The 26,051-nt window shown below is 70.6% G+C and carries 25 protein-coding genes and 1 pseudogene; 15 read left to right on the forward strand and 11 right to left on the reverse strand.

The genetic code is table 11. The annotated features are described in order from the left end of the window. The first annotated feature begins 26 nt into the window (after window positions 1-26). From OO014_RS02730 to OO014_RS02750, 5 genes are read left to right on the forward strand one after another with little or no spacing between them, the layout of a single operon-like run. Window positions 27-1,085, forward strand: a complete 1,059-nt coding sequence (locus OO014_RS02730; protein ID WP_272460728.1) for an amidohydrolase family protein — start codon at window positions 27-29, stop codon at window positions 1,083-1,085. Window positions 1,086-1,089: 4 nt separating this feature from the next. Then, window positions 1,090-1,902 carry a metal-sulfur cluster assembly factor gene (locus OO014_RS02735; protein WP_272460729.1) on the forward strand — a complete coding sequence of 271 codons (813 nt, stop codon included), beginning with the start codon at window positions 1,090-1,092 and terminating at the stop codon, window positions 1,900-1,902. Next, window positions 1,899-2,933, forward strand: coding sequence for an NAD(P)-dependent alcohol dehydrogenase (locus OO014_RS02740; RefSeq protein ID WP_272460730.1), 1,035 nt, complete (start codon window positions 1,899-1,901; stop codon window positions 2,931-2,933). The genes OO014_RS02735 and OO014_RS02740 overlap by 4 nt, the downstream gene beginning before the upstream one ends. Window positions 2,934-2,961: 28 nt before the next feature. Next, the gene (locus OO014_RS02745; protein WP_272460731.1) at window positions 2,962-3,438 is read left to right on the forward strand and encodes a DUF1097 domain-containing protein; all 477 of its coding nucleotides are present in this window, start codon (window positions 2,962-2,964) and stop codon (window positions 3,436-3,438) included. 41 nt (window positions 3,439-3,479) lie between these two features. Beyond that, window positions 3,480-3,812, forward strand: a complete 333-nt coding sequence (locus OO014_RS02750) for a putative quinol monooxygenase (RefSeq protein ID WP_272460732.1) — start codon at window positions 3,480-3,482, stop codon at window positions 3,810-3,812. Between the two features lie 66 nt (window positions 3,813-3,878). Here OO014_RS02750 and OO014_RS02755 read toward each other — a convergent pair whose 3' ends face one another. Continuing rightward, the gene (locus tag OO014_RS02755; protein WP_272460733.1) at window positions 3,879-5,285 is read right to left on the reverse strand and encodes a protein kinase domain-containing protein; all 1,407 of its coding nucleotides are present in this window, start codon (window positions 5,283-5,285) and stop codon (window positions 3,879-3,881) included. Between the two features lie 137 nt (window positions 5,286-5,422). On the opposite strand from OO014_RS02755, the gene OO014_RS02760 reads away from it, so the two are divergent. The 3 genes from OO014_RS02760 to OO014_RS02770 all read left to right on the forward strand — a co-directional run bounded on the left by OO014_RS02760 (window position 5,423) and on the right by OO014_RS02770 (window position 7,500). Continuing rightward, the gene (locus OO014_RS02760; protein ID WP_272460734.1) at window positions 5,423-5,890 is read left to right on the forward strand and encodes a DoxX family protein; all 468 of its coding nucleotides are present in this window, start codon (window positions 5,423-5,425) and stop codon (window positions 5,888-5,890) included. Window positions 5,891-6,047: 157 nt separating this feature from the next. Beyond that, window positions 6,048-6,959 carry a DUF5996 family protein gene (locus OO014_RS02765; RefSeq protein ID WP_272460735.1) on the forward strand — a complete coding sequence of 304 codons (912 nt, stop codon included), beginning with the start codon at window positions 6,048-6,050 and terminating at the stop codon, window positions 6,957-6,959. Between the two features lie 97 nt (window positions 6,960-7,056). After that, window positions 7,057-7,500, forward strand: coding sequence for a hemerythrin domain-containing protein (locus tag OO014_RS02770; protein WP_272460736.1), 444 nt, complete (start codon window positions 7,057-7,059; stop codon window positions 7,498-7,500). 22 nt (window positions 7,501-7,522) lie between these two features. Here the strand turns inward: OO014_RS02770 and nhaA are convergent, their stop codons facing one another. Then, window positions 7,523-9,379 (reverse strand): Na+/H+ antiporter NhaA, encoded by a 1,857-nt coding sequence (nhaA, locus tag OO014_RS02775; protein ID WP_272460737.1) that lies wholly within the window; start codon window positions 9,377-9,379, stop codon window positions 7,523-7,525. A gap of 52 nt (window positions 9,380-9,431) precedes the next feature. Then, window positions 9,432-10,490, reverse strand: a complete 1,059-nt coding sequence (locus OO014_RS02780) for an Lrp/AsnC family transcriptional regulator (RefSeq protein ID WP_272460738.1) — start codon at window positions 10,488-10,490, stop codon at window positions 9,432-9,434. A 121-nt stretch (window positions 10,491-10,611) separates the two neighbouring features. Here OO014_RS02780 and argE point away from each other — a divergent pair, with 121 nt between their 5' ends. Together argE and OO014_RS02790 are read left to right on the forward strand one after the other, a co-directional pair. Continuing rightward, a complete protein-coding gene (argE, locus tag OO014_RS02785) occupies window positions 10,612-11,793 on the forward strand; it encodes an acetylornithine deacetylase (protein WP_272460739.1) in 1,182 nt (393 codons plus the stop codon). A 44-nt stretch (window positions 11,794-11,837) separates the two neighbouring features. After that, entirely contained in the window at window positions 11,838-13,121 is a 1,284-nt protein-coding gene (locus tag OO014_RS02790; RefSeq protein ID WP_272460740.1) for an MFS transporter, read from the forward strand. A gap of 62 nt (window positions 13,122-13,183) precedes the next feature. Here the strand turns inward: OO014_RS02790 and OO014_RS02795 are convergent, their stop codons facing one another. Genes OO014_RS02795 through OO014_RS02805 form a run of 3 tightly spaced genes read right to left on the reverse strand, consistent with a single transcriptional unit; the run spans window position 13,184 to window position 17,450 of the window. Continuing rightward, entirely contained in the window at window positions 13,184-14,272 is a 1,089-nt protein-coding gene (locus OO014_RS02795; protein WP_272460741.1) for a (Fe-S)-binding protein, read from the reverse strand. Beyond that, window positions 14,269-15,690 carry an FAD-binding oxidoreductase gene (locus tag OO014_RS02800; protein WP_272460742.1) on the reverse strand — a complete coding sequence of 474 codons (1,422 nt, stop codon included), beginning with the start codon at window positions 15,688-15,690 and terminating at the stop codon, window positions 14,269-14,271. The genes OO014_RS02795 and OO014_RS02800 overlap by 4 nt, the downstream gene beginning before the upstream one ends. Then, entirely contained in the window at window positions 15,687-17,450 is a 1,764-nt protein-coding gene (locus tag OO014_RS02805) for an L-lactate permease (RefSeq protein WP_272460743.1), read from the reverse strand. The genes OO014_RS02800 and OO014_RS02805 overlap by 4 nt, the downstream gene beginning before the upstream one ends. A 183-nt stretch (window positions 17,451-17,633) precedes the next feature. On the opposite strand from OO014_RS02805, the gene OO014_RS02810 reads away from it, so the two are divergent. Further along, window positions 17,634-18,380, forward strand: coding sequence for a FadR/GntR family transcriptional regulator (locus OO014_RS02810; RefSeq protein WP_272460744.1), 747 nt, complete (start codon window positions 17,634-17,636; stop codon window positions 18,378-18,380). Here OO014_RS02810 and OO014_RS02815 read toward each other — a convergent pair. From OO014_RS02815 to OO014_RS02830, 4 genes are all read right to left on the reverse strand, one after another. Next, on the reverse strand, window positions 18,350-20,563 hold the full coding sequence (locus OO014_RS02815; protein ID WP_272460745.1) for a caspase, EACC1-associated type: 2,214 nt from the start codon (window positions 20,561-20,563) through the stop codon (window positions 18,350-18,352). The genes OO014_RS02810 and OO014_RS02815 overlap by 31 nt on opposite strands. Then, on the reverse strand, window positions 20,560-20,949 hold the full coding sequence (locus OO014_RS02820) for an effector-associated constant component EACC1 (protein ID WP_272460746.1): 390 nt from the start codon (window positions 20,947-20,949) through the stop codon (window positions 20,560-20,562). The genes OO014_RS02815 and OO014_RS02820 overlap by 4 nt, the downstream gene beginning before the upstream one ends. 529 nt (window positions 20,950-21,478) lie before the next feature. Then, on the reverse strand, window positions 21,479-22,429 hold the full coding sequence (locus OO014_RS02825; protein ID WP_272460747.1) for a hypothetical protein: 951 nt from the start codon (window positions 22,427-22,429) through the stop codon (window positions 21,479-21,481). 53 nt (window positions 22,430-22,482) lie between these two features. Beyond that, on the reverse strand, window positions 22,483-23,061 hold the full coding sequence (locus OO014_RS02830; protein WP_272460748.1) for an antitoxin: 579 nt from the start codon (window positions 23,059-23,061) through the stop codon (window positions 22,483-22,485). 114 nt (window positions 23,062-23,175) lie between these two features. On the opposite strand from OO014_RS02830, the gene OO014_RS02835 reads away from it, so the two are divergent. Genes OO014_RS02835 through OO014_RS02845 form a run of 3 tightly spaced genes read left to right on the forward strand, consistent with a single transcriptional unit; the run spans window position 23,176 to window position 25,081 of the window. Further along, a complete protein-coding gene (locus OO014_RS02835; RefSeq protein ID WP_272460749.1) occupies window positions 23,176-23,694 on the forward strand; it encodes a peptidylprolyl isomerase in 519 nt (172 codons plus the stop codon). Between the two features lie 39 nt (window positions 23,695-23,733). Continuing rightward, window positions 23,734-24,645, forward strand: coding sequence for a rhomboid family intramembrane serine protease (locus OO014_RS02840; protein ID WP_272460750.1), 912 nt, complete (start codon window positions 23,734-23,736; stop codon window positions 24,643-24,645). Window positions 24,646-24,661: 16 nt separating this feature from the next. Next, window positions 24,662-25,081, forward strand: a complete 420-nt coding sequence (locus OO014_RS02845) for a hypothetical protein (RefSeq protein ID WP_272460751.1) — start codon at window positions 24,662-24,664, stop codon at window positions 25,079-25,081. Between the two features lie 244 nt (window positions 25,082-25,325). Here OO014_RS02845 and OO014_RS02850 read toward each other — a convergent pair whose 3' ends face one another. Next, on the reverse strand, window positions 25,326-25,574 hold the full coding sequence (locus tag OO014_RS02850) for a cell division protein CrgA (RefSeq protein WP_272460752.1): 249 nt from the start codon (window positions 25,572-25,574) through the stop codon (window positions 25,326-25,328). A 67-nt stretch (window positions 25,575-25,641) separates the two neighbouring features. Between OO014_RS02850 and OO014_RS02855 the strand changes: the two are divergent. Beyond that, a pseudogene (locus OO014_RS02855) lies at window positions 25,642-26,051 on the forward strand (DUF881 domain-containing protein); the annotation flags it as partial.

Below are 26,051 nucleotides of genomic sequence, written 5' to 3' on the forward strand. Positions count from 1 at the left end.
AACGAGGTCGAACGCCAGGAGGAACCATGTACACGAAGGACGGCGAGAACTACTTCATCGTCGACGCGCACATCGCGCTCTGGGACGCCCGTGAGGCGAACATCCGCAACATTCACGGCAAGCAGTTCATCGACTGCTTCTACGACTACCACCGCAACCTCTCTCCCGAGAGCGAGGTGTGGTCCTACGACGAGTACACCTACTACGGCGGCGAACGCCTGATGAAGGACCTCTTCCAGGACGGCCACGTCGACCACGCCATCTTCCAGCCGGCCTACCTCGGCGAGTTCTACCGCAACGGCTTCGGCCAGACGGAGGAGGCCTTCCAGCTGGCCCAGGCCCACCCGGACAAGCTGACCTACAACCACTGCTTCGACCCGCGCAACGGCGAGCAGGGCCTCGACGACCTGAGGCGGGACCACGAGAAGATGCGGTTCACCGGCGTCAAGCTCTACACCGCGGAGTGGCACGGCGAGTCCCGCGGGTGGAAGCTCACCGACCCGTGGGCGGTGCGCTACCTCGAGGAGTGCGAGCGCCTGGGCATCACCAACATCCACATCCACAAGGGCCCGACGATCCGGCCCCTCGACCGGGACGCCTTCGACGTCGCCGACATCGACCACGTCGCGACCGACTTCCAGGGGCTCAACTTCATCGTCGAGCACGTGGGGCTGCCTCGCCTCGAGGACTACTGCTGGATCGCCACCCAGGAGCCGAACGTCTACGGCGGGCTCGCCGTTGCGATGCCGTTCATCCACACGCGGCCCCGCTACTTCGCCCAGATCATGGGTGAGCTGCTCTACTGGGTCGGCGAGGACCGGCTCTTCTTCTCCAGCGACTACGCCATCTGGACGCCCAAGTGGCTCATCGAGGCGTTTGTCGACTTCCAGATCCCGGAGGACATGACGGAGTACGCCCCGATCACCACCGAGCAGAAGAAGAAGATCCTCGGCCTCAACGCGGCGAAGATGTATGGCCTCGACGTGCCCGAGGACCTGCGCCTGCCCGAGTCGGCTACCCCGGCGACCGGTCCCCGCGACCCGGGAGCGGCCGACGTGGCCGACTCGCCGCTCGCGACGGTCTGACGTCATGGTCGCCGTACTTCCCGAGCTGCTCAGGGTCACCGAGGACGACGTCCGGGCTGCCCTCGACGTCGTCCTCGACCCGGAGCTCGACGAGCCGATCACCGACCTCGGCTTCGTGCGCTCGGTGGCCATCGACGACGGGTCAGTCACCGCGGGCCCGACGACCGTCACCATCCACCTGCGCCTCCCGACGTCCTTCTGCTCCCCGAACTTCGCCTACCTCATGTGCGCGGACAGCAAGGACGCCCTGAGCGCCCTGAACGGCGTCGACCGGGTCGTCGTCGAGCTGGACGACCACCACGACTCCGACCTCATCAACGCGGGTCTCGCGGCCGACGCCGGCTACCTGGGCACGTTCGGCTCCGAGGCCGAGAGCAACCTTGACGAGCTGCGGGAGACGTTCCGGCGCAAGGCCCACACCGCCGCGATGGAGCGGTCCCTGACTGCGCTCCTGCGCAGCGACCCGTCGGTCCGGGAGGAGGCCCTCGGGGAGGTCACGCTCGAGCGGCTGCCAGCTGGGCGGCATACGGACGCGTTGCTGCGGCGGCGAAGGGCGCTGGGGCTGCCGACCACCCCCAACGCCCGGGTCCTCGTCGACCACGAGGGCCGCCCCTACGACACGACCGAGGTCCCGATGGCGCTGCGCCGCGCCCGCGCGACCCGCATCTCCATCGACGGCAACGCCCACTTCTGCCGTGGGTTGCTGCGCACCCGCTATGCCGGCTCGGGCGCCGACCAGGCGCCCCGGCTCGACGGTGCGGAGCCCGCCGACCACCACCACCTTCTCCCGATCGCCACCAAGGAGCACCAGTCATGAGCACGATGCGCGCCGTCCAGGTCGTCGGCTACCACGAGGACCTCAAGATGGCCGAGGTGCCGGTCCCCCAGGTCACCGGCCCGTGGGACGTCCTCGTCAAGATCGGCGGCGCCGGAGTGTGCCGCACCGACCTGCACATCCTCGAAGGGCAGTGGGCCGAGAAGTCCCAGGTCCAGCTGCCCTACACGATCGGCCACGAGAACGCCGGCTGGGTCGAGGCCGTCGGCTCTGCCGTGACGAACGTCAAGGAGGGCGACAAGGTCATCCTCCACCCGCTCATCACGTGCGGGCTGTGCCGGGCCTGCCGCTCCGGGGACGACGTCCACTGCGCGAACAACGCCTTCCCCGGCATCAACACGAGCGGCGGCTACGCTGACTACCTGCTGACCTCAGCCCGCTCGGTCGTGCGCATCGACGACTCCCTCGAGCCCTCGGACGTCGCGGCGCTGGCGGACGCCGGGCTCACCGCGTACCACGCCGCCGCCAAGGCTGCCCGCCGGCTCACGCCCCGCGACACGTGCGTCATCATCGGCGCGGGCGGACTCGGGCACATCGGCATCCAGGTGCTCAAGGCGCTCTCGCCCGCCCGACTCGTCGTCGTCGACCGCAACCCGGCCGCGCTCGAGCTGGCCACCTCGATCGGTGCGCACGTGGGCGTGCTCGGCGACGAGCACCAGGTCGACGCCGTGCTCGACCTCACCGACGGTCTCGGAGCCGAGGTCGTCGTCGACTTCGTCGGCGAGAACGGCTCGACGAGCCGGGGCATCGCGATGACCCGGGCCGCGGGCGACTACCACGTGGTCGGCTACGGCGAGAACGTCGACGTCCCGACCATCGACCTCATCTCGAGCGAGAAGAACGTCATCGGCAACCTCGTCGGGTCCTACAACGACCTGCAGGACCTCATGGCGCTCGCCGCATCAGGGGCGGTCACGCTCCACACGCAGAAGTACGCCCTGGACGACTTCCAGCAGGCGATCACCGACCTCGACCAGGGCAAGGTCCGCGGCCGGGCGATCCTCGTCCCCTGAGCCGCCCCTCCAGACGAAAGAGTCCACCATGAAGAACTACCTCGGCATCGGCGTCTCGATCGGCCTGCTCGCCGCAGTCTGGACCCAGGCGTCCGTCGCGCTCGGCCTCATCACCTGGGTCGGCTTCGTCGCCTGGGCCACCTACTTCGCCGCCGGCGGCGGAGCGACGGGGCTGCGCAACGGCCTGCTCGCCAACCTCTCCGGCGTCGTCTACGGCTGGTTGGTCGCCCAGTTCCTGACCGTGGCGACCTTCCCCGGCGCGCTCGCCATCGCGGTCGGCGTCATCGCCCTGGCCATGTGCCTGCAGGCAGGCTTCGCCCCGCTGTCCTTCATCCCGGGCGCGTTCGTCGGGGCCGCCTCGTTCTTCGGAACGCAGTTCGCCTTCTGGCCGACCGTCCTGGCCCTGGTCATCGGAGCGGCTCTCGGGTGGCTCTCCGGTGTCCTCGGCGCGAAGATCCAGGCAGTGGTCGGTCCGCCGCCGTCTGCCGAGGCGACGCCCGCCTGACTGGGCGCCAGCCCACCACCCCGTCATCCAAGGAGTCAGCAGTGATCCTCATCATCGTCAAGTTCCCGATCCGCCCCGACCGTCAGCAGGAGTGGGAGGAGCTCTCGTCCTTCTACGCCAAGGCCGTCAACGACGAGCCGGGCTGTGTCTTCTTCGAGTTCTCCCGCAGCGTCGACGATCCCCAGACCTATGTCGCCATCGAGGGGTTCGCCGACAGCGCCGCCGGGGGTGAGCACATGCAGCAGGAGCACGTGGCGCGGTTCATGGCCGAGATGCCGGACATCGTCTCCGCTCGTCCGCAGATCATCTACGTCGACGCCGAGGAGGTGTCCGGCTTCGGCCCGATGGGGGAGATCAGCCCGCGCGGGGAGTGAGCGTCGTGAGGACCCCGCCCGCTCGGGCGGGGTCCTCGTGCGTCCGTATGCCGCTGGGTTCCGCGTCTAGCCGAGCTGGCCCTGCAGCGCAGCGATGGCGGCGGTGACCTCCTGGTAGGCGGCGCTCGTGATGTCGCCGGAGGAGGCGAGCTGGTCCACGTAGCCGTCGAGGTCGCTGACGCGGCGGCGCAGCTGGACGGAGCTGCGGTCAGCCCAGGTCGTGAGCTCGTCGGCGGACTGGATCAGCTCGCTGCCGGCCGCGCTGTCGACGGCCCCGCTCTGTGCCACCGCTCGGACGGTCGCCCGGAGTGCGTCGATCGCCTCGTCGAGCGTGCGCGGTGCCGAGGGCGGGGCGGCGGTGACGGTGGGCGACGAGTCGCGGGTCGTGGCGGTCGTCGTGGTGCTGGTCGCAGACGTCGTGGCGGTGGTGGAGGGGCTGCTCGTGGACGACGTCGTCACCGGCGAGGTCGGTCCGGTCGAGGTCGGCGCCTCCGTGGTGCTGGCGCCGGCCGTCGCGGGGCTCGTGGCGCCTGGCCCCGCGAGGGGAGTCTCGCTGTCGCCGTCCCCGAAGGAGAGGAAGAGGAGGAACAGGACCAGCGCCACCCCGGCGAGGCTCCCGAGCACCCAGGGCCAGGGGATGGCAGCAACGCCGAGCACGCCGGCGAGGCCGCTTCGCTCCTCGTCGTCGGTGGCGACGATGGGGATGGGCTGGGTGCGCTCCGCCTCGTAGTCGGGCTCGATGACGGGCTCGATGACGGGCTCGATGACGGGCTCGACGACGGGGGCTGCGACGGCCGGGGCTGCTCCAGCGGGCAGGGCGACGACGACCTGCCGGTCCATGAGATCGGCCCGGATGCGTCCGAGGCGGCTCACGACCTCCGCCGCCGACACCGGTCGCCGGCTGGGCGACGCGGCGAGCAGGTCATGGACGAGACCGTTGAGCGCGGGGTCGACGTCGGGCTTGGCGTCGGAGGGCCACGGCGCGCCGGTGCGCGGCGCCTCCGCACCCACTGCGCGGTCTGCCGGGGTGGACACCGGAGGCGCGCCGGTCAGCATCGTCATCATGATGCAGCCGAGGGCATAGAGGTCGCTGCGGGCGTCGGGCTCAGCACCTGCCACCTGCTCCGGGGCCAGGTAGGGCGATGCCGGACCCTCCGCCTTCCCGCCGGCACCGAAGCCACCGGAGCCACCGAAGCCACCGACCTGCACGGCTCCCTCGTCAGGCGCGACGGTGACGAGCTCAGGCTCCAGGGCACCATGGACAGCGCCCGCCTCGTGGATGGCGGCCAGCCCCGCAGCCACCCCGCCCGCGACAGCGATCGTCTCGCCGTCGGTGAGGCTGCCGTGCTCGGCGAGGGTCTCGGACAGTGTGGCGCCCTCAACGGGCAACCCGCCGGAGTCCGCGACCCAGTCGGCCCCTTCCCCGCTGGATCGAACCGTGACGCGCTCACCAGCCGGTGGTTGGTCCTCCATGCCGTCCCCTTCACACGAGCCGCCGGATCGTTCGGCGGGTCCCGGCAAGGCTAGCGGCCCCCGAATTGAACCGTGGTCGACGACCCGCTACAGTCATCCAAGTAGTTAAGACTTCAACTAATGACTGGGAAGATATCGTGACCTCGCTCCTCAAGCCCCTCGGCGGCCGTGACGCCGTCCTCCTCGTTGCCCGCGTCCTCATCGGCGCGATCTTCCTCGCCCACGGCTGGCAGAAGTTCACCGAGTGGGGCCTCGACGGCACCGGTGCGGCCTTCGAGCAGATGGGCGTCCCCGCCCCCGGCATCGCCGCGACGCTCGCCGCTGTCATCGAGCTCGTCGGCGGCATCGCCCTGATCCTCGGCGCCCTGACCACCGTCTTCAGCGTCCTGCTCGTCCTCGACATGGTCGGCGCGGCCGTCCTCGTCCACATCGGCAACGGCGTCTTCGTCACCGAGAACGGCTGGGAGCTCGTCGCGGCCCTCGCCGCCGGTGCGCTCGTCCTTGCCGCCACGGGCGCCGGCGCCTACAGCGTTGACCGCGCCCTCACCCCGCGCAGCCAGGGCCGCGTCGCCGACCGCCAGCGCGAGCGCGCCCTCGTCGGCTGACGAGACCGCCCACCCACGTGAGCGTTCCCCGGGACCGAGCCCAGCGGCATACGACATTCCGTATGCCGCTGGGCTCGTTTCGTGCTCACGTGATCCCCTGTGCCCCAGCCGTACCCGGCACCAGGGTCGAGCCGATGACACCTGGCAGGAGCGTCGTATGAGTCCCGACCCGGTCTGGCCCGAGCTGCCCGTCGCGAGCTGGGAGCCCACCCGCGACACGCTGGCCCTGTGGCTGCAGGTGATCGGCAAGATCCGCATCGCGCGGACCCCGCTGCTCAACCACTGGTGGAACGCCCCGCTCTACGTCACCACCCGCGGCCTGACCACCTCGCCGATGCCCGGTGAGGCAGGCCGCAGCTTCGCCATCGACGTCGACCTCGTCGACCATCGCCTTGACGTGACGACGACCCGGGGTGAGCGCAGCAGCATGGCGCTCGAACCCAAGTCCGTCAAGGACTTCCATGCCGAGCTCGGCGAGCTGCTCACCGGCCTGGGGCTGGCCACCGAGATCTGGCCCGTGCCGGTCGAGCTGCCCGACGCCATCCCGTTCCCCGAGGACACGGTCCACGCCGCCTACGACGCCGAGGCCGTCACCGCCTTCTGGCGCACGCTCGTCGAGGTGGAGCGGGTCTTCGAGGTGTTCCGCGCGCGCTTCCTCGGCAAGTCGAGCCCCGTGCACCTCTTCTGGGGCGCGCTCGACCTGGCCACGACGCGCTTCTCCGGCCGTGGCGCGCCGCCACACCCCGGCGGCATGCCGAACTGCGGCCCCCACGTCATGCACGAGGCGTACTCCCACGAGGTGAGCAGCTCTGGCTACTGGCCCGGAGGTGAGGGGGAGGGTCTTTTCTACGCCTACGCCTACCCCGACCCGGACGGCTACCGGACCCGTCCCGTCGGGCCTGCCGCCGCCCGCTGGGACGACGCCCTCGGCGAGTTCGTGCTGCCCTACACGGCGGTGCGCACCGCTCGCGACCCCGACGCAGTGCTCCTCGACTTCCTCCAGAGCACCTACGAGGCGGCGGCGGACACCGCCGGCTGGGACCGGACTGCCCTCGAACGGGCCCGCTGACTCGGACTTGATCCGCGTCAAGGACTCGCTCGGCCCCCGGTGATGCACTGCGGGTGATGGCGGGATCGGCCCGCCGAACCCGACCGAGGAGGTCACCATGACGTCGCAGACCATCACCCCCATCGAGCGCGACGAAGCCGCCGCCGCGAAGATCCGCCGCCACCACGAGCACCTCGTCACCGAGCTCGAGCGCCTGGTCACGGCCCTGGGCACCGACGAGGCGAAGGCCCAGCTCGTGACGTGGGCCCGGACCAGCCTCGCCCCGCACGCGGCGGGCGAGGAGCGGACGTTCTACCGGACCGCCGCCGACACGGAGGCCGGCCGGCTGCTCATCGCCGGCATGGTCATCGAGCACGGGGTCATCCTCGGCATCGTCGACGCCATCGAGCAGAGCGCCGAGCCGGTCGCGACGCGCACGTGGGCCGAGGCGCTGCTCCGGGTCTTCCGCAGCCACGCGGCGAAGGAGAACGACCTCGTCCTCCCGCTCCTGGTCGCGGAGCCGAGCGCCAACCTCGCCGAGCTCCTCGAGGAGATGCACTGAGGGACCGCCACGACCCGGCGGGTCACGGCGCCGGGTTGTGGCGGCTGGCCTCGAGCTCGGCGATGAGGGTCTGGGCGTCGTAGGGGCCGACGTGGCGGCGCTCGCCGACGAAGAAGGTCGGCGTGCCCCGGGCCCCGCTCGCCTCTGCGCTCGCGACGTCGCTGCGGACCCGCTCCTCGTGGACGCGGTCGTCGATCTCCCGGATGAAGCGCTCGACGTCGAGGCCGAGGTCGCCCGCGTAGCCGGCCAGGTCCTCGATCTCGAGCGCGTCCTGATGCTCGAAGAGCAGGTCGTGCATCTCCCAGAACCGGCCCTGGCTGCCGGCGGCCTCGACCGCGGCAGCTGCGAGCTCGGCGTGCGGGTGCACGTCGGGCAGCGGCAGGTGCCGGACGACGTAGCGCAGCTCGTCGCCGAAGTGCGCCCGCACCTCCTTGACGACGCCAGTGGCACGCCCGCAGAACGGACACTCGAAGTCGGCGTACTCGATGAGCGTGATCGGGGCCGTCGCCGAGCCGCGCACGTGGTCGTGCTCGGGGTCCACCGGCCGGTCGAGGACCATGGGCAGGCCGGCGGAGGTCTCCCCATGCAGCACGGCGGCCAGCTTGAAGACGACCCAGCCCAGCACCGTGGCGAGGATCAGGGCGAGCAGCACCCCGACGGTCGCCTCGTCCTGCAGCTCCGGCCCGAAGGCGAGACCGACGATGAGCAGCGACACGGTGAACCCGATCCCCGACAGGGCCGCGCCGCCGAGCACCTGCCCCGGCCCGAGGCACTGCGGCAACGGCCCGACGCCGGCCCGCACCCCGAGCAGGGCGGATCCGCCGATGCCGACGAACTTGCCGACGACGAGCCCGAGGACGATGCCCCAGGTCACTGGCGACCGCAGCGCCTCCTGCAGCACGCCGCCGCGCAGGTCCACCCCGGCGTTGGCGAGGGCGAAGAGGGGCACGACGACATAGCTCGTCCAGGGGTGGAGCACGAGCTGCATCCGCTCGTTGACCGGCACGGCCCGCACGAGCGCCGCTTGCGCCGAGCGGCCGACGTCCGCGAGCGGAGACTGCCGGAAGGCGTGGAACCGAGACGCGGCCTGCTCCACCTCGTGCCGGCGCGGCGCATACGCCGGGACGAGCAGACCGGCCACCATGCCGGCGACCGAGGCGTGCAGCCCGGACTGCACGGTTGCGAGCCACAGCACCAGGGTGGTCACGGCGTAGGGCCAGGTCCGCCAGACCGCCGTGCGCCCGAGGACGACGAGGGCCGCGACGGCGGCGACCGCGATGGCCAGCGCCAGCAGGTCGATGTCGTCGGAGTAGACGGCGCCGATGACCGAGACGGCGACGATGTCGTCCACGACGGTCAGGGTGAGGAGGAAGACGCGCAGCTGGGTCGACGCGGTCGGCCCGACCAGGGCGAGCGTGCCGAGCAGGAACGCCGTGTCAGTGCCGATGACGACGCCCCAGCCGTTGGCGGCCTCGCCCGACCGGTTGACGAGCAGGTAGAGGAGCGCAGGCACGACCATCCCGCCGACCCCGGCGAGGAGCGGCAGCCGCAGCCGGCGCCGGTCGGTCAGCTCGCCGACGGATAGGTCGCGGCGCACCTCGAGGCCGATGACGAGGAAGAAGACGGCCATGAGCCCGTCGTTGATCCAGTGGTGCAGGTCCATGCCCAGCCCGCCGTCGCCGAGCTCGATCGCCAGCTCGGTCTCCCAGAGGTGGACGTAGGCGTCGGACCACGGCGAGTTGGCCCAGGCCAGCGCGAGGACCGCGGCGATGACGAGCAACGTCGCGCCACCCGACTCCGTGGCGAGGTAGCGGCGCAGCGGCGCGGACAGCTGGGCGCCGAGCAGCCGGCGGCGCGTCTGAGCGGGGGCGGAGGCCACGTGCTGATCCTGCCCTGTCAGGGCCGAGGGGCGAAGGACCCGTCCGCGTCCGTCAGTCAGGGTCGGCCCAGATGTCCATGGGGACGGTGCGGATGGACCGGCCTGCTGCGTCGAGCTCGCGTCCCATTCGTTTGACGGACCGGAGCACCATGGACCGGTCGAGGATCGTCAGGCGGGGCGCGGCCGCGGCGAGAGCCGCCTCCATCGCTGCGGTCTCCTGCAGGGAGGGCGCGTTGAGCGCCAGCAGCACGTTGGGCTGTCCCCCCGCCACCTGGAAGCACACGCGGACACCCTTTGCGTGACGCATGATCGCGGCGATCGTGTCGGGGTCGTCGACCGGAGCCTGACACCAGACCCACGTGATGACGGACCAGCTCGACGCCGGGAGGGCCACGTCGCAGCGGAGGATGACCCGCGAGCTGCGCACCAGCTCACCCAGACGGCGTCGCACGGCGCCCTCGCTCAGCCCGAGCCGCACAGCGAGGTCGACGACCGGCATCCGTCCGTCCTCGCCGAGCAACAGGATGAGGCGCCGGTCGATCTCGTCGTAGGGCCCGCGCGCCCCCCCTGCTCCGCCGGGCTTCACGGTGTGCTGTCCCAGCTGACTCGTCATGATGGCTCGTTGGTGACGGTCGAGCATCTGCAGCTGCCACACGTCGCCCATCCTGTGGACGCGTGTCACGGCGTGGCTCCGGGTCTCGATGACTCCCCGGATCGGCCCCAGCGACCGGAGCAGGAACTGCGAGAGGAAGGCCAGGTCGCGCACCTCGACGAGCAGCGACAGCGCGCGCGGCCCGCTCATGTGCTCGATGCTGAGCACGTGGGGCAGCTGGGCCACGCGCTCGGCGATGGGCCAGGTGCGACCGGCCGTGCAGCTGAGCTCGATCACGGCAAGGCCCGCCTCAGGTCCGGCGTGCCCTGCGGCCCGCCCGGTCACCCACGCCGTTCCAGTCGAGGTGAGCCGCTGCCACCGCCGGGCAACGGTCACCGGGTCCACCGCGAGGGCCTTGCCCACGAGGGTCCACGGAGCGCGCGGGTTGAGCTGCAGGCAGTCCACGATGGCGAGGTCCAGCTCGTCGACACGGACGGAATCCTGCACCGTCTCACTCATCGGCACGTGATCCTGCGACAGGAGGCGCGCACTGGGCCATGAATGTCATCCTCGAGGATCAGGCGTGGACTGCACAACCGGCCACGCTCCCTTTCCCGTTTCCCATCCCAAGGATCGTGCCGTGGACCCCGAACTCGCCGCTCCGAGCCCCGAGACGCTCGACTGGATCACCCGCCTGATCCGGATTGACACGACGAGCCGCGACTCCAACCTGCCACTCATCGACCTCGTCGCGGCAGAGGTGCGTCGGCACGGTCTGGAGCCCGTGGTCCTGCCGAACGCAGAGGGCACCAAGGCCAACCTGATCGCCACCTTCCCGGCAGCCGACGGGGGGACGGCGGGCGGCATCGTTCTCTCCGGCCACACCGACGTCGTGCCCGTCGATGGCCAGGACTGGAGCAGCGACCCGTTCGCACCCGAGGTCCGGGACCGCCGGCTCTACGGCCGCGGCACGTGCGACATGAAGGCGTTCGTCGGGGCGGTGGTCGCGCGGCTGCCCCAGATCGCCGCCGAGCCGCTGCGTGAGCCCATCCACCTCGCCTTCTCCTACGACGAGGAGATCGGCTGTGTCGGCGCCGAGGACCTGGTCAAGGACCTCGCCGGACGTGGTCTGCATCCTCGCGCCTGCATCGTCGGCGAGCCCACGAGCATGCGGGTCATCCGCGGGCACAAGTCGATCAACGTCGTGCGCGTCGACTTCCACGGTGTCGCGGCACACTCCTCCCTGACCCCGCAGGGTGTCAACGCGATCGAATATGCAGCGGAGTTCGCCCGCCACGTCCGCTCGGTCGCCGACCGGTTCCGTGCCGAGGGGCCCCATGACGAGGCCTTCGACGTCCCCTACACGACCTGCACCGTCAACCTCATCGAGGGTGGCATCGCCGTCAACACCGTGCCGGCCGACTGCTCGCTGCACTTCGAGTTCCGCACCATCGGCGGCGTCGACCCCACCGCCGTGCTCGACGGTTTCCGCGCCGAGCTGGAGCGGATCGAGGCGGCGATGCGCATCGAGAACCCGGCCGCCCGTGTCGAGGTGTCCGTCGTCGCGCAGGCTCCCGGTCTCGACACCCCGGCCGACGCCGAGGTCATCGCGCTGCTCACCGAGTGGGGCGGCGAGCCGACGAGCGAGAAGGTCGCCTACGGCACCGAGGCCGGCCTCTTCGACCAGATCGGCATCCCCACCGTCGTCTGCGGGCCGGGCGACATCGCGCAGGCCCACGCCCCGGACGAGTTCGTCGCGCTCGACCAGATCGCCCAGTGCGAGGCGCTGCTCGACCGGGTCATCGCCTTCGCCCGAGCCTGACCCATCACGACCCACCAGTCCCAGCCCTGCCCCCAAGGAGTCCCATGTCCGTCACCACCGCACCCCCAGGGGTCACCCCGGAGCGGCTGGCGGCCGCTCGCAAGGCCGTCATCAGCAGCTCCATCGGGGCGGCGCTCGAGTGGTTCGACATCATCGTCTACGCCTCGTTCGCGGTCGTCATCGCGGAGAACTTCTTCCCGGAGGGTGACGGCAGCCTCGGCCTCATCCTGACCTTCGCGACCTTCGCGATCTCCTACGTCGTCCGACCGCTCGGCGGGATGCTGATCGGTGGCTACGGCGACCGGCACGGGCGCAAGAAGGCGCTGACGCTCACGCTGATGCTGATGATGGTCGGCACGGCCATCATGGCCCTCGCGCCGACCCACGCCACGGTCGGCGCCTGGGCAGGCATCATCATCCTCGTCTCCCGCCTGGTCCAGGGCTTCTCCGCCGGCGGGGAGTTCGGCACGGCGACGACCTTCCTCGTGGAGACCGCGCCTCACCGCAAGGCGTTCTACGCCTCGTGGCAGGTGGCGAGCCAGGGGATCTCCATGTTCCTCGCCTCGGCGTTCGGCTACGCGCTGTTCAACTGGCTCTCCGAGGAAGACCTCTACTCGTGGGGTTGGCGCATCCCCTTCATCATCGGCATCCTCATCGGCCCCGTCGGGCTCTACATCCGGGCCCGCCTGTCCGAGCCGGAGGAGTTCGTCGCGAGCGAGAAGCACGAGGCCCCGATCCGGGCCACGCTGACCCACCACCTCGGCCGGGTGCTCACCGGGGCGGCCTGCCTCGGCGTGGCGACGATCTCGGTCTACCTCATCCTCTACATGCCGACCTTCGCGGTGAAGAACCTCGACATCCCGGCCAGCGCCGCCTATCTCGGCGGGATCGTCGCGGGCATCGTCACCCTCGCCGGCACGCCGTTCGTGGGGATTCTCGCCGACCGGGTCGGCCCGGCCCGCGTCATGCTCTGGGCGGCGGTCGCCGCGCTCGCGCTGGCCTGGCCCCTGTTCCAGCTGATCATCACCACGCCGAGCGTGCCGGTCCTGGTCCTCGTCATCGGCCTGCTCGGCGTGATCATGGCGTTCTACTTCGGGCCGCTGCCGACGCTGCTCACGGAGATCTTCCCCACCGCGGTGCGGACGACGGGCGTCTCCGTCGCCTACAACGTCGGCGTCACCACGATGGGTGGCATCGCGCCACTCGTCCTGACCTGGCTCCTCGACACGACCGGCTCCCTCAACGCGCCGAGCATCTACTACATGGTGGTCGCCGTGATCTCGATCGTCGGGCTCACGATCGCCCGCCGTCGCTACAGCGCGCGCTGACCGCGCACCCGAGCCCAGCGGCATACCAACTGCTTGTCGTATGCCGCTGGGCTGGGTCTTCGCTACAGCGCTGAGGCGAGCAGCTCGGCGAGGTGGAGGACGCGCACCTTCGAGCCGCGGCGCTTGAGGCCGTTGATCATCTGCCGCTGGCACGGCATGTTGACGACGATGAGGTAGTCGAGGTCGGCCGCCTCGATCTCGTCGAGGTGAATGTCGAGGACGCGCTGGGAGTCCTCCGGGCGGAGGATCGAGTAGGTCCCGGCGGCGCCGCAGCAGGTGCCCGCTGAGGGCAGCTCGACGTAGTCGGCGACGCGCGCGATCAGCTCACGCGGCTCCGCGGTCACGTGCAGGCCGTTGCGCAGGTGGCACGAGTCCTGGAGCGCGGCCCGCACCGGCCGCCCGTCGACGGTGAGCCGCCGCAGGTCGGGCAGGCGGTCGGGGTGCTCGCCCCAGTACTGGAGGAGGAACTCCGACAGCTCACGGACGCGCTCGCGCCCGAGCACCTGGGCGACGTGCGCGCCGCAGCCACCGGCGGTCGTGAGGATCACGCCAGGCATGACCTCGCCCAGCTCCTCGGCCATCCGGTGAGCCGTCCTGGAGTCCCCGTTGTGGGCGTGCAGCGCGCCGCAGCAGCCCTGCCCGGAGGGCACGTCGACGGCGTCGGGCAGCAGCCGCAGCACCGCCTTGGACAGCTGGGGGAACATCGCGCGCTCCGCGCAGCCGAGCATGAGGTGCGCCTCGACGTCCGGCCGAGCCGGGCCGGTGGGCTTGGCGGCGCCACGGATGCGGCCGGCCGCCTCGATGAGCGGCTTGGCCCGCATGCCGGTGCGCAGGGCCAGGGCAGCCGGCGGCACGTGCCGCCCGCGCCACTGGTGGTCGCGCCACTGCTCGAGGAGCGCGCCGTACTGCACGCCGGCCGGGCAGACGGTCTCGCACGCGCGGCAGCCGAGGCAGAAGGACGACTGCTCCTGCAGAGTCGGGTCGTCCTCGTCGAGGCGGCCCGTCTCGAGGGCCCGCATCAGCGTGATCCGGCCGCGGGGGCTCGACCGCTCGTCCTGCGTCATCGCGTAGGTCGGGCACGCCGGCAGGCAGAACCCGCAGGAGATGCACGCCGCGAGCAGGTCCTTGTCGAAGATGTCGCGGTCCGTCATGAGCCCAGCTTGCCGGGGTTGAGGATGCCGGCCGGGTCGAAGGCGGTCTTGATCCTTTTGAGCAGGGCGAGCTGGTCCGGGCCGAGCCGCGCGGCCAGCCAGGGACGCTTGGCGGCACCGACCCCGTGCTCCCCCGTGATGGTCCCACCGAGGGCCATGGCCGCATGGAAGATCTCGTCGAAGGCCGCCTCGGCGCGGTGGCGGGCGTCGCCGTCGCCGGGGTCGAAGACGACCGTCGGGTGGAGGTTGCCGTCGCCCGCGTGGCCGAAGGTCGCACAGGTGACGTCGTGCTTGGCCGTGATGGCGTCGATCGTGTCGACCATCTCGGCCAGCTTGGGCCGGGGCACGGTGACGTCCTCGAGCATGGTGATCGGGGCGAGCCGGGCCAGGGCGGGGAGCGAGCAGCGCCGGGCATAGAGCAGCGCCTCCGAGCCGGCGATGTCCTGGGCGAGCGTGACGCCGCGGGCACCGATGTCCGTGCACACGTCGGCCATCCGCTGCAGCGACGCGGCGACGACGTCGGGGCCTCCGTCGTCACCGAAGAGGAGCAGCGCTCCGGCCTGCCGGTCGAGACCGAGCTGGGCGTAGTCCTCGACCGCGTTGACGCAGCGGTTGTCGAGGAACTCGAGGGTGGCGGGCAGCGTGCCCTGCGCGATGATCTGGGCCACGGCCCGCCCGGCGTCGGACAGGTTGTCGAAGTAGGCGACGCCGGTCGAGGAGGTCGCCGGCATCGGGAGCAGGCCGACGGTGATCTCCGTGATCACGGCGAGCGTGCCTTCCGACCCGGTGAGCAGGCGGGTGAGGTCGTAGCCGGCGACGTCCTTCCACAGCCGGCCGCCCGTGCGCATCACCTCGCCCGTCGGCAGGACGACCTCGAGGCCGAGGACGTAGTTGCGGGTCACGCCGTACTTGAGGCCGCGGAGGCCACCGGCGCACATGGCCACGTTGCCGGCCACCGTCGACACCGTGCGGCTGCCCGGGTCCGGGGCATAGAGCAGGCCCTTGGCGGCGGCGGCGTCCGCGAGGGTCGCCGTGGTGGTGCCCGCCTGCACCACGGCCAGCAACTCACCCTGGCTGACCTCGAGGACCCGGTTCATCCGGGTCAGGACCAGGACGATGCCACCGTGCTCGGGGATGGTCGCGGCGGCGAGGTTGGAGCCCGCTCCACGCGGGGTGACCGGGATGCCCCGCCGGGTGGCGAGCGCGAGGATCGCGCTCACCTCCGCGGTGGTCGCCGGCAGGACGACGGCATCCGGTCTGGCGCGGAAGAGGGGGGTGGCGTCGCGGGAGAACGGCTCGACGTCACCGTCGTGAACGAGGACGTGCTGGTCACCGACGAAGCCACGGAGCTCGGCAAGGACGTCGGCGGGCAGTCCGGGACCGGAGTGCAGCCGGGAGGTGGTGCCTTGAGTGCTCATGGCAGCATCCAACCGAGAATCGGGGTCGACTGGAGGAATACGAGGACACAAAGGAAGAGGAGCAGCCCGACGCTCCACGGCAGGACGCGCCTCAGGATGGCCGACTCCTGGCCGTCCAGGCCCGCTGAGCTCGCTGCGATGGTGAGGTTCTGGGGGCTGATCATCTTGCCGACGACGCCACCGGTCGTGTTCGCCGAGACGAGCAGGCTCTCGTTGATGCCGGCGTGCGAACCGGCCGTGGCCTGGAGCTTGGCGAAGAGGGCGTTGGCGCTCGTGTCGGAGCCGGTGACCGCCGTGCCGATCCAGCCCAGGACCGGGGAGAGGAAGGCGAAGAAGGCGCCGGTGCCGGCGATCCACGTGCCGATGGAGATCGTCTGGCCAGAGAAGTTCATGACGTAGGCCAGGGCGAGGACGCTCGCGACGGTGAGGATGGCCCAGCGCAGCTTGAAGACCGTGTCAGTGAAATCCCGCACTGCCTGACGAGCGCTGATGCCATAGACGATCGCGACGATGACGCCGGCGATGAGGAGCATCGTGCCGGGGCTGGAGAGCCACTGGAACGTGTAGCTGGTCGAGGAGATCGGCTTGCCGGAGGCGCTCAGGACGTGGCCGTCGAGGCCTGGCCAGGCGATCTTCTGGTCCGTGCCGGCAAGGAAGGACTTGACGGCCGGGACCAGCTTGGAGACGGAGAAGACCGCGATGACGAGGAGGTAGGGGAAGAGGCCCATCCAGATCCGTGCCGCGGGAAGTGGCGCCGTGCGGTCCTCGTCGAGCACGCTCGTCGCGACCGAGGAGGTGCTGGTGGGTGCGCTGGTGGACCCGGCGGGGACTCGGCCCGCCGCGACCGCCTCAGCGTGCTCGTGCCGGCGACCGGCCTCGAGGCGCTCGTGCGCCTCACGGGCGCCGACCGGGGTCCACACCCGGAGGAACAGAACGGTTGCGCCGAGGCCGGCGAGCGAGGCCACGATGTCGGTGAGCGCGACCGAGAGGTAGTTCGAGGTGAGGAACTGGGCCACGGCGAACGACAGACCCGTCACGAGGGCGGCCGGCCACACCTCGCGGAGACCGCGCTTGCCGTCGACGACGAGGAGGAGCAGGAGCGGGACGACGACGGCGAGGAGTGGCGCCTGGCGCCCGACGATCGCACCGATGGTCGACTCGGGGATGCCGGTGAGCGTGGCGGCCGTGGTGATCGGGATGGCGATGGCGCCGAACGCGACGGGTGCGGTGTTGGCGAGCAGGACCGTGCCCGCGGCCCGGAGCGGGGCGACGCCCAGGGCGATGAGCATCGTGGCGGTGATCGCTACGGGAGCACCGAACCCGGCGAGGGCCTCGAGCAGGCCGCCGAAGCAGAAGGCGATGAGGACTGCCTGGATGCGCGGGTCCTCGCTGACCATGTTGAAGGTGGCGCGCAGGTCCTCGAACCGGCCGCTGGTCACCGTGAGCTGGTAGAGCCAGAGCGCGGTGAGGACGATCCACATGATCGGGAAGACGCCGAAGACTCCACCCTGGGTGGCGGAGAGCAGGGCCAGTGAGGCCGGCATGCCGTAGCCGATGACGGCGACGAGCAGGGCCGTGCCCAGACCTGCGATGGCGGCCACCCACGCCTGGGTCTTGACGACTCCGAGCAGGAGGAACACCACGACGAGTGGAAGCAGGCCCACGAGGGCCGACAGCGCGAGGCTGCCGCCGACTGGAGCGAGGGACTGGACGAAGTCGTCGGTCACCAAAGCGGTGCCGATGGGGACGGTCGCAAACATCAGGAAGATCCTCCTGCCGCCGTCGTCAGGCGACGGCCGGCTTACGGCGCTGTAAGGGAAGGGGCGTGTTGGTACGCGCATGATGTGGTAGGACCACATTGAGGTGAGGCCACCGTAGGGTGCGCCTAGGATGTCGTCAAGTGATGGACCGAAAGATTCGGTGAACCGAGAGGTGCGGCTGGGATGACAACAGGTCCGGACGAGTCCCGCGAGGGCTGGGCGCCCGTCAGCCGCCCCCGCACGTATGAGCTCGTCCTGGATCGCATCGAGGAGCAGATCGCCTCAGGCCGGCTCGGCGTCGGCGACCGGCTCCCGGCCGAACGCGAGCTGGCCGCTGCCCTCGGCGTCAGCCGCGTCGCCGTGCGCGAGGCCATCCGCGTCCTCCAGGCGATGGGCCTCATCACCCAGGCGACCGGGTCCGGCCGGGACGCCGGCACCATCCTGACGTCTGCGCCCGCCGAGGCCCTGACCCGCTTGATCCGCCTCCACGTCCTCGTCGCCAGCGTCAACTCCAAGGACCTCGTCCGCGCCCGGATCACCCTCGAGCGCGAGTCCGCGGCGCTCGCCGCCACCCACGCGACGGAGGAGGACCTACGCCAGCTCGCCGAGTCGCTCGCTGCGATGGAGGACCCGGCCAGCACGGTCGAGCAGTTCAACGACGCCGACACGGCCTTCCACGTGGCGATCGCCCGAGCGAGCGGCAACACCCTCGTCGCCGAGCTGACGACGGCGCTGCGCAACGCGATGCGCTCCACGCTGCTGAGCCGGCTGCAGGCACGCAGCGACTATGCAGGCGTCGCCGCCCAGCTGAGTGGCGAGCACCGCAAGATCTACGACGCGATCGCGGCCCGTGACGGTGGGCGCGCCGCGGATCTGGTCGCGGCCCACATCGAGGGCTTCTACCCCGACCTCAGCTCCGAGCCCTCGTAGTGGCGCCTCGGGCCCTTGACCCCTCGGTCGAGGATCGTCGCCAGGACGAGTAGGCAGAGCAGGGCAATGACGACGATGGGCATGCCCTGTGATGGCTCCCCCTTGATCGTGAGGAAGCTCAAGTCCGACATCGGCTGGCCGAGAGCCGCCAGGGCCCAACCGATGAGGAACGCCCGGGCCAGCTTCGTCGGCCTGGTACTCACGGCGACGGCCCCGGCAACGAGCCACGTCACGGCCCAGAGCATCATGATCGGCCCCCACGGACCGCCCGGCTGTTGCATCAGCCACGCCGCGTAGACCATCAAGGTCACCGCACCCACCAGCACGAGCGCCAGCACCGCCAAGCGGATACGGTCGCCCAGGCCGGGCCAGGCACCGGAAGCCTCTCCCGAACGCATCACTGAGGCGAGGGCGACGACGCTCGCCAGGACAAGGAGAGCTTCCCCGATCACAGCGAGCCACAGGCCCTCGTGGACCTCCGACATGCGGAACTCGGAGATGATGCCCAGCGGGGTGAGCAGGCTCGTACCGGCGACGAGCCCGACTCCGAGGACGAGCCCGGCGGCCACCAGCCCCCGCGGCTGGTCCACGACGGTGGCGATGCCGGCAACGATGGCCGTGACGGCGACGACGGCCAGCCCCACGGTCTGGCCCGGAACGATGGCTCCGAGCGGATCGCTCCACACCCACGGCGCCGTGAAGCTGGCGAAGATGAGCAGGCCGCCGAGGGCGGACAGGGCGGCCATCAGGCGCCGGGCCCGCCGCGAGAGCACGCCCGCGACGTCCGAGCGGACCGTGCCGTGCTCGCGGGTCGGGGCAGGCGGAATCTCCACAGGGACGGCGGCCTCGGGCTGAGCCTCTGCTGGCGGGGTGGCCGGGGCCAGCCGACGCTCGACCAACGCCTCTTCCGGCGGTGGCGCGACCGCAGCGGCATCCGTTTCCCGGGAGGCCGCTGCCGCGGTCACGGGGAGGACCACGGAGCGCAGCGGACTCGTGAGGTTGACCTGCCCGACGAACCGCTCGGCAACCTTCGCCAGGCTCACCGACACCCGCCCGTCCTCATCGACCTGCGCGGAGAGCGGCGGGTCCGTCGTGACCGTGAGCTCGCGGACCAGCGCCGGTCCGCGAACCTCGACCATCACAACCTGGGGCTCGGACGCATCCGCCGCAAAGTCAATGGCACTGGGCTCCAGGGTCATCCGCGCCGAGGCGATGGCCGCAGCCGCGTCGTCGGCCACGGACTTCGTGTCGGTCCGGACCACCTCCTGCAGGGCCTCGAGAGCGCCGAGCGCCGCAGCCGGGTCGTCATGGAGCAACCGGTCGCGCAGCTCGCTCACGGCTCCGCGCCGGAACGTCGGGTTGGCCTCCTTGAGGGCTGCCGCGACGGCCTCGGGGATCGGAGCCGGCCGGAGCCTCCTCCGCCGGCTGCGGGCGATGAACAGGTCGCCAGCCATCTCGACGTCGCGGCCCGGGGTCTGCTTCGGGTTCTCGGCCCGGACCCGGTCGAAGACGTAGTCGTAGAGCTCGTCGAGCGAGACGAGCCCGTCTTCGTCGCGGTCGGCTTCACCGGTCCGCAAGCCCTCGACGACGGCAGAGGTGAAGACGGACGGCTTCGCGGTCTGGTCCGCAGCGAGCTCGGTGCCCTCGAAGGCGTACTCGATCGCGCTGGAGGCACTGATCACGGCCCGTCCCCGGCCCCCGCCCAGACGGCTGGCCGGGAAGCTGTCCATCACGTTGACCGGCCCGGCCGCTCGGACCGCGACCCCCTCCCCGAACGCGCCGCCGTAGCAGCAGTCGAGGAAGAGCACGATGCTCCTCGCCCGAGACGTCTTCATGCACCGCTGGATGAAGTCGGCCGACACCGCTGTTGAGCCGAGCCGGTCGGGGCGCGTGTTCCGTGCTGCGACGAACAGCTCCCCGCTGTCGCTCTTGATCCCGTGCCCGGAGAAGTGGAGCAGCAGCAGGTCGTCGGGTCTGCTGTCGGCGAAGACATCCTCGATCCGGCCCTGCACCTCGTGCGAGGGCTCGTTGTGGACGACGGTGACGGTGAAACCACCGACCTCGGGGTCACCGAGGACGTCCGCGAGGGCCTCGGCGTCGGCTGCCGGGGCGCGGAGCTGTCCGAGGCTTGCATGGTCATAGGTGTCGTTGGCCACGATGAGGGCGCGTCTCGTCCCTGTCATGTCGCCTCCCCGATCCCGTGTCTGGCCAGGAAGATTCGCAGGAGCTCCTGCCGTTGCGCGTCGTCGGCGTCGTCGAGCTCGATGACGTCGCCGTCGACCTCGAGGCGGATCGACCGCTGCGCCTGGTGGCCGCGCCCCAGCCAGTCGCGGAGGCAGGCGAAGAGCGTCGGCAGTCCGCCCGAGCCGAGCACGGCCACGGACAGGGCGCTGATCTCCGCGGGGCCGAGTGCGCGGGCGCCGTCAGGCGTTCCGACGGCCGAGGGGAGGCTCCTGACGTCGAGGTCATCCGCATGCTGCAACTCGGCGTGCAGCTGCCGGTGGAGGACCTCGAGGCGTGCGCCATCGGCCCCGACCTCACCCAATGACAGCTTCAGACTCGCGTCCATTGGTCCACCCCACGGCGGTGCGCTCCCTGTACGAACGATGCTACTCGTCCTGAGGAGGGCGGCCCCCGGGTTCCAGATACCCCCTCTGCCGTATGCCGCTGGGCTGGCTCCCGTCCGCGCCCGGCCTTCTCAGCGTGGCGGGGCAGGCCGGAGGGCCCGGATGAGCGAGTCACCCGGCGTGAGACAGAGGACCGGGACGGGATTCTTGGAGGATTTCGGTCCTTACCAATCTCTTACCAAACCCATAGGAAGTCCGGCTGGTGTGCCGGACCGGCCGGTGCCACACTCGATGAGGCGGGTCACGGACGTGACGCCGCCCACATCCGTTATAGAAGTTTCAGCCAACCTATCGCCAGGGCGCCCGGTGTCTGGTTACACTGGACGCAGCGAAGGGTTGGGCCCGCACGAACCGCGCCCAGCCCTTCTGCATGTGCCGGCTCGCGCTGTCCCCCTGTCTGTGCGAGCCAGCTCAAGCGGAGACGGACCCGGCGCCTCAGGCACCGGGTCCGTCTGCTTTGTTGGCTGATGGTCAGGCCGTGGGCTTCGGCGTGCTGCCCTTCGTCTGGCTGGGCAGTGTGCCGACCGTGCCGTCGATGGCGTCGGAGCCGAGGGTGGAGTCGACGGCGGTGACCTCGCCGTCGTCCGTCGGCACGGTGCCGAGGTCCTCGTCCAGCTCCGCGTCGGTCAGCATGGAGGCCTCCTCCATCTCCGCGTCGGAGACGAGGTCGTCCGAGCGGTCCTTGGCGTCCGTCATGGTGGCCACCTTCTCCTTGGCCTTGGCTGCGACCTCGGTCACGGCCTCGGTCACGGCCTCCTTGGCGGTACCAACCTTCTCGGCGGCCTTGTCCTTGAGGGACACGTTCTCGCCGTAGCCGCTGGCGGCGCCCAGGCTGCCGGTCGAGGACGTGGCCCACGGGTCGTCGGCCTGTTGCTTGCGGTAGGCCGCCACGGCCGCCACCGCTGCGGCACCGAGGCCGATGGCGATGAGCCACGTGCGACGGCCCCCCCTGGCCGGCTTGGCCACGGCCTCGCCGCTCAGCACGCGGTAGGCGTCACGCACGCGGTCGGTGCTGACCTTGGCGGTATCGCGAGCGTGTTGCACCCGCGGCTCGGCGGACTCGCGCATCCGCTCCTTCGCCTCGTCGGCGCCTTGGGCGAGCGCCGCCGAGGCCACGCCGATGGCAGCTCCCACCTTGGGCAGCAACGAGTCCACGAGCGTCGACTGGGCGGACTCGACCTTGGGGCGAGCTCGCTCAGCCAGGTCTGCAGCCACGGGGGCTGCCCGGAGCTTCGCCTCGTCCAGCGCGACCTTGACGCGCTCTGCTGCGTCGGTCGCCACGGGTGCAGCCTGCTCGCGCATCACGGCAAGCCGCTCGCCGGCGGTGTGGCCGAGCTCGCTGGCGGTGGCCGCCGCGTGCTCCCGAGCCTCGACGACCTGCATCTTGAGCCTTTCGGATCGGGTCGGTTTCGTTCGGAACATGCAACTCCTCCTAGGTCGTCTGGTCCTTACCCACACTCACGGAGTGCGCACCTTCACCAGGCCTGCGAGCCGGGGGCGTCGGGGGCGTCGGGCTCGAGCGGCAGGTCGTCCAGAGGTTCACCCGACTCGTCGTACGCGCGCTGGGGGCGGGCGGCACCGAGAGTCACGTCCGGCTCAGGCGGACCGTCGAGGGGCGCCTCCGGGTCGACCTCGACCGACAGGACCTCCTCGGCGACCTCCTCCTCGTCGGGGATGATGCCGAACTCGTCCGGCGTCGCGGTGGCTCCGGCGGCTGCCGTCCCGGCTGCGGTCGCCGCGCCGGCAGCGGCCGCACCTGCTGCGGTGCCGCCAGCACCGTGCGTGCCGCCCTCGGCCAGCTTGTCGACGCCCTTGGTCACCTGCTCCTTGGCCTTGGCGATCTTGTCGGAGTACTTGCCCTCGGTCTTCTCGTCGATCTTGGCGCCCGCCTTGTCGAGGACGCTCCCGACCTTGTCGCGGTTCTCCGCAGCGAGGTCGCCGGCCTTCTCCTTGGCCTGCTCGGCCACCTTCTTCGCCTCCTCGGCGAGGTGGTCCGCCTTCTCCTTGAGACCGAGCTCGTCAGCCTTCTGCTTGAGCTTGTCGATGAATGACATGGCCGCTCCTTCGCCTCGAGGGTTCCTGTCTCGATCCTTCACCCGACGGGCCGTCGGGTCCACCCTCCTCTTACCCACCGGGGCGAGAACACACGGCGTGCGAGGATTGGGCGCATGAAGGCAACTCTGCACACGAACCACGGCGACATCGTCATCGAGCTCTTCCCCCACCACGCGCCCAAGACCGTCGAGAACTTCGTCGGCCTCGCGAAGGGGGAGAAGGAGTACAAGGACGACGCCGGCCGCACGAACCCGACGCCGTTCTACGACGGACTCGTCTTCCACCGCATCATCCCCAACTTCATGATCCAGGGCGGCTGCCCGCTCGGCCAGGGCTTCGGTGGCCCGGGCTACACGTTCGACGACGAGATCCACCCGGAGAAGGACTTCACCAAGCCCTACATGCTCGCCATGGCCAACGCCGGCAAGCGGATGGGCAAGGGCACCAACGGCTCGCAGTTCTTCATCACGACGGCCCCCACGACGTGGCTGCAGGGCAAGCACACGATCTTCGGCGAGGTCGCTGATGGTCCCTCGCGTGAGGTCGTCGACAAGCTCGGCAACGTCGCGACCGGAGCCAACGACAAGCCCCGCGAGGACGTCGTCATCAACTCGGTCACCATCGAGGACTGAGTCGCATTGTCCGACAGCGGAACCGGTGCCCAGCCCCCAGTGTCTCCGGGGGCTGGGCCGCAGCCAGCGGGACCATCCGTCTGCCCGCGCCACCCTGACCGCGAGGCCTACGTCAAGTGCCAGCGCTGTGGCCGGCCGGCCTGCCCCGAGTGCCAGCGCCCCGCCGCTGTCGGCATCCAGTGCGTCGACTGCGTCCGTGAGGCGGCCCGCACGGCCCCGACGGCGCGGACGATCTTCGGCGGCCGCGCGACCGACGGGCGGCCGTTGGTCACCCAGGGCATCATCGGTGTCTGCGTGGCGCTCTTCGTCCTCCAGTGGGCCTCACCGGCGGTGACGGATGACTTCGCGTTCCAGCCGGTCCTCGGGTGGACCGAGCCCTGGCGCTTCCTGTCCGCGATGTTCCTGCATGCCCCGCGCTCGCTGTGGCACATCGGGTTCAACATGTACGCGCTGTTCATCCTCGGCTCCTACCTCGAGCCGATGCTCGGCAGGGCCCGGTTCGCCGTGCTCTACCTGATCAGCGGCATCGGCGGGCAGGTCGCCGTGCTCCTGCTGGCCACCAACCCGACGCTGGATGCTCCGCTCACCTCGGCGCACGACTCGTGGTTCCAGCCCGTGGTCGGGGCCTCCGGTGCGATCTTCGGCCTCTTCGGCGCCCTCATCGTCCTCAACCGGCACCTCGGCCGCTCGGCGGCCGGGATCTACGGGGTCCTCATCATCAACGGGGTACTCGGTTTCGTCATCCCCAACATCTCCTGGCAGGCGCACCTCGGCGGCTTCCTCGCGGGGTTGGCCTGCGCGGGGGCGATCGTCCTCTTCCGCCGCCAGCAGGTCCGCCACCTGACCTGGGTGGCCCTGGGTGCGGTGCTCGTGCTCCTCGTGGCCATCACGATCGGCAAGTACCTCACGGTCCCCGTCGAGATCCGCGACCTCACGGCCTTCGGGCGTTAACCGCGGAAACGGGCTGATGCACCTCGTCTGCGTCATCGGCCCGCCCGCCGTCGGCAAGATGACGGTCGGGCGGGCGCTGGGTGACCTGACCGGCTACCGCCTCTTCCACAACCATCAGTCCATCGAGCCGCTGCTCGGCGTCTTCGACTTCGGCTCCGAGTCGTTCGAGCGGCTCAACCATATGATCCGGTTGGCGGTGCTCCGCGAGGCGGTGGCCGCCGGGCTGCCGGGGCTCGTCTTCACGTTCGCGTGGGACTTCGACGACCCCGCCGACACAGCCGAGGTGGAGCGGCTCATCGCACCGGTGGTGGACGCCGGCGAACCCGTGGACTTCGTCGAGCTGTGGGCGGACCAACAGGTGCGCCTCGCCCGCGAGGACTCCCCGGAGCGCACCGCCGAGCGCATCGTCTCGCTCCTCCGCCTGCCCCGCACCTGACCCCAGTCCCACCCCAACTCGAGTGGCCCCGGGGTCCACAGCCGGGTTCCACGATCGGCGGGCGGGTCGTGTGGAGGGCGGGGCCACTCGAGTTTGTGGGGTGTGTGGAGGGCGGGGCCACTCGAGTTGGTGGGGGGATTTGGGTGCGCCGAACAGGGTTGTCCACCGCTGTGGACAACCCTGTGGATGTAGTTACATCGTTGTCATTCGTCCCCAGCTTGGGGACAAGGTGTGGATAACTCGGTCAGCGCCACCGCATCGTCATGATGAAGCCGCCCATGAGTAGGGCGAAGCCGATGGCGAGGTTCCACACGCCGATCGCACTGATCGGATAGCGGTACTCGGTGATGTAGTACGTGACGATCCACAGCAGCCCGAGGACGAGGAGCGTGATGAAGGCGGGCGCCCACCAGGTCGGGTTGGGCTCGGTGGCCTTGGACCGCGGGGGCGGGGTGTAGGCCGTCTTGTGGTCACGGCCTTTGGACTCGGGCACTGCAGGCTCCTCAGATCAGAGCGTGGGTCAGAATAGGTGTGCACAGCCTAGTTGAGAGGGTTCCCGCATGGTGAGCGACGTCCCCCCGGACCGCGAGTCCGACGAAGGGTCGCGCGACGGTGCGCCCAGGATCCGTCCCCGGCTGGGGTGGCGCTTCCTCGTCCCGATCGTGACCGCAGGCGCCGGCCTGATGTTCGCGATGAGCTTCCAGGCGGCACAGGGCGACGACCTCCGGGCCGACCGGGACCTCCCCTCACTCATCCTCGAGGGCAACGTCCGCAACGAGGAGAAGGCGAAGGAGCTCGACGTCCTCCAACAGGAGGTGGCGACCCTGACGAAGGAACGCGGCCCCCAGGACAGTCGCCTCGAGGCGCTCAACCAGGAGTCGGAGGAGATTGCGGCGGCCGCCGCGGCCACCCCGGTCACGGGTCCTGCCGTCGAGGTCGCCCTCGACGACTCCAGCTTGACGCTCGACCA

This window comes from Intrasporangium calvum (assembly GCF_028446585.1).
In the GTDB taxonomy this organism is placed as follows: Bacteria; Actinomycetota; Actinomycetes; order Actinomycetales; family Dermatophilaceae; genus Intrasporangium; species Intrasporangium calvum_A.

Excerpts from the sequence above, each read along its gene's own strand:
- OO014_RS02755 (WP_272460733.1), bottom strand. The coding sequence starts at position 5,285 with ATGGAGGACCAACCACCGGCTGGTGAGCGCGTCACGGTTCGATCCAGC.
- OO014_RS02820 (WP_272460746.1), bottom strand. The coding sequence starts at position 20,949 with ATGGACGCGAGTCTGAAGCTGTCATTGGGTGAGGTCGGGGCCGATGGC.
- OO014_RS02770 (WP_272460736.1), top strand. The coding sequence starts at position 7,057 with ATGACGTCGCAGACCATCACCCCCATCGAGCGCGACGAAGCCGCCGCC.
- OO014_RS02745 (WP_272460731.1), top strand. The coding sequence starts at position 2,962 with ATGAAGAACTACCTCGGCATCGGCGTCTCGATCGGCCTGCTCGCCGCA.
- OO014_RS02800 (WP_272460742.1), bottom strand. The coding sequence starts at position 15,690 with ATGAGCACTCAAGGCACCACCTCCCGGCTGCACTCCGGTCCCGGACTG.
- OO014_RS02740 (WP_272460730.1), top strand. The coding sequence starts at position 1,899 with ATGAGCACGATGCGCGCCGTCCAGGTCGTCGGCTACCACGAGGACCTC.
- OO014_RS02780 (WP_272460738.1), bottom strand. The coding sequence starts at position 10,490 with ATGAGTGAGACGGTGCAGGATTCCGTCCGTGTCGACGAGCTGGACCTC.
- OO014_RS02730 (WP_272460728.1), top strand. The coding sequence starts at position 27 with ATGTACACGAAGGACGGCGAGAACTACTTCATCGTCGACGCGCACATC.
- OO014_RS02830 (WP_272460748.1), bottom strand. The coding sequence starts at position 23,061 with ATGTCATTCATCGACAAGCTCAAGCAGAAGGCTGACGAGCTCGGTCTC.
- OO014_RS02735 (WP_272460729.1), top strand. The coding sequence starts at position 1,090 with ATGGTCGCCGTACTTCCCGAGCTGCTCAGGGTCACCGAGGACGACGTC.
- OO014_RS02810 (WP_272460744.1), top strand. The coding sequence starts at position 17,634 with ATGACAACAGGTCCGGACGAGTCCCGCGAGGGCTGGGCGCCCGTCAGC.
- OO014_RS02765 (WP_272460735.1), top strand. The coding sequence starts at position 6,048 with ATGAGTCCCGACCCGGTCTGGCCCGAGCTGCCCGTCGCGAGCTGGGAG.
- OO014_RS02805 (WP_272460743.1), bottom strand. The coding sequence starts at position 17,450 with ATGTTTGCGACCGTCCCCATCGGCACCGCTTTGGTGACCGACGACTTC.
- OO014_RS02815 (WP_272460745.1), bottom strand. The coding sequence starts at position 20,563 with ATGACAGGGACGAGACGCGCCCTCATCGTGGCCAACGACACCTATGAC.
- OO014_RS02835 (WP_272460749.1), top strand. The coding sequence starts at position 23,176 with ATGAAGGCAACTCTGCACACGAACCACGGCGACATCGTCATCGAGCTC.
- OO014_RS02795 (WP_272460741.1), bottom strand. The coding sequence starts at position 14,272 with ATGACGGACCGCGACATCTTCGACAAGGACCTGCTCGCGGCGTGCATC.
- OO014_RS02845 (WP_272460751.1), top strand. The coding sequence starts at position 24,662 with ATGCACCTCGTCTGCGTCATCGGCCCGCCCGCCGTCGGCAAGATGACG.
- OO014_RS02790 (WP_272460740.1), top strand. The coding sequence starts at position 11,838 with ATGTCCGTCACCACCGCACCCCCAGGGGTCACCCCGGAGCGGCTGGCG.
- OO014_RS02825 (WP_272460747.1), bottom strand. The coding sequence starts at position 22,429 with ATGTTCCGAACGAAACCGACCCGATCCGAAAGGCTCAAGATGCAGGTC.